Genomic DNA, 2,181 nt, shown 5'->3' with positions numbered 1-2,181 from the left:
CGTCGAAATGCCTAGTGGTTAATAATTTGGACCTCATCCGGGAGGTCTTGAATCAAAATGGAAAATTCTTCGGCGGACGGCCTGACTTTATCCGATTTCATCAACTTTTTGCTGGCGATAGGAATAATTCCTTAGCACTATGCGATTGGTCAAACCTTCAACTAAGAAGAAGAAATCTCGCCCGCCGCCATTGTGGACCCAAACAACACACCGACAACTTCGCGCGCATCGGAGACGTCGCTACATTCGAATCCATAGAACTGCTACAAACACTTAAAAACATAACCCGTACTTTAGACTCCAGCATCAACCTAAAACCGATCTTAATGACTACAGCAATGAATATGTTTTCGCACTACATGTGCAACGTGAGATTTGACGCCGAAAACGACGAAGATTTCAAGCGCATCGTCGACCATTTTGACGAAATTTTCTGGGAGATTAACCAAGGTTATGCCTTAGATTTTCTGCCGTGGCTCCAACCTTTTTACAAGAAGCATTTAGATAAACTGTCTAACTGGTCTTCAGATATTCGCTCGTTCATTCTTTCAAGGATCGTAGAACAGAGGGAATTGGATCTGGACATAGAAGGGCCTGAAAAGGACTTTCTAGATGGGTTGCTAAAAGTTTTACATGAAGACCCGACGGTTGATAGAAATACTATAATCTTCATGCTTGAAGATTTTCTAGGCGGTCATTCTTCGGTGGGTAATCTTGTCATGTTATGTTTGACAGCTGTGGCGAGAGACCCTGAAGTCGGCAGGAAGATTAGGGCAGAATTAGACGGTTTGACTAAAGGCAAAAGGCCTGTTACATTACTCGACCGTCATAGTTTGCCATACACAGAAGCAACTGTCTTAGAATGTCTAAGATACGCCTCATCCCCTATCGTTCCTCATGTAGCTACGGAGAACGCAGCAATCTCAGGATATGGCGTAGAAAAAGGAACGATAGTCTTCATAAACAACTATGAACTAAACACTTCAGAGGAATACTGGAATGAGCCGGAGAAATTTGACCCATCAAGGTTTCTAGAAAAGACCAAAGTTAGGGTTCGAAGGAATTCTTTCTGTGATTCCGGCATGGAATCTGATGGGGAAAGGCCGAGCAAGCCAGCGGAGACGGAAAAAGAAGTCTGGTCTGTTAAGAGGAACATCCCACATTTCCTGCCTTTTAGTATAGGTAAGCGAACGTGCATTGGTCAAACTTTAGTAACTACGATGAGTTTCGTCATGTTTGCCAGTATAATGCAGGAGTTTGAAATTGGGGCTGAAAATTTGGAAGATCTAAGACAGAAACCGGCGTGTGTGGCTTTGCCTAAAGATACGTATAACCTATTTTTGATCCCGAGAAAACATTGATCTTTTTGATTTTTTTGAAAGTACGTAAATTATTTGCGCTTGGTTCTTTTATTTGTAGTTTTGTGTTGACGCTGTTTTTTTTTTGAAAAAATTGCAGGTTTTTTTGTAGTTACCTTTTTAGCGAAAATTTTATAACTTTTTAATTTGAATGGTTTGCGATAATAGATATTTCTATGTACTACATCCTAAATTGTTTAGTAAAACTTATTTTATTTTTCTATTTGAATATATTTATTGCGATGACAGACATTTTTTTAGCAAACTTAAAAGGTTGTTTTCGTATTCAGTTGAAAATACATCAAATAATTAAAGTCGGTAAATACTTTAATTTACGCCCAAAATTAGAGCTTGAGTAATTATGTTATATTTTTTTAACCAAGATAAAATATTTTGTAGATATAGAGCCAATTTAGGTTTTTCAATAACATTAAATTAAAGTAGATAGCATATTATTTTTTAACCGACTTCCCAAAAAGGAGGAGGTTCTCAATTCGACCGTACTTTTTTTTTATGTATGTTAATCCATATCTCCGGCATTTTGGTGGCTCTAGAAGTCGGTGGCAAAATAAACACAGTCAACAGACCTGCAGACACCGACTTCAAAGTCGGTTTTGTTTTTTTGTAAAAAGTTTTTTTTATTTGGTGATATTTTTAACTTCACTGCCTTCTATTTTTTTAGCTAGAGAACTGAGTAGTTCTAAAATTATATTTAAACAGTTTTTTTTATTTGGTGATATTTTTAACTTCACTGCCTTCTATTTTTTTAGCTAGAGAACTGAGTAGTTCTAAAATTATATTTAAACAAAACAGCGTCTCATTA

1 protein-coding gene is annotated in these 2,181 nt (G+C 37.0%); it reads left to right on the top strand.

Features of this window, described 5'->3' with window-relative positions; genetic code table 11:
- Positions 1–1,361: cytochrome P450 (locus ASF78_RS21965; protein ID WP_082494976.1), on the top strand; the 1,361-nt coding region annotated here is incomplete at its 5' end.
- Positions 1,362–2,181 lie beyond the last annotated feature (820 nt).

Source organism: Cellulomonas sp. Leaf334, assembly GCF_001424195.1.
Classification (GTDB): domain Bacteria; phylum Actinomycetota; class Actinomycetes; order Actinomycetales; family Cellulomonadaceae; genus Cellulomonas.
The sequence above is the reverse complement of the archived record's forward strand: the minus strand, read 5'-3'. Positions and strand labels throughout refer to the sequence as shown.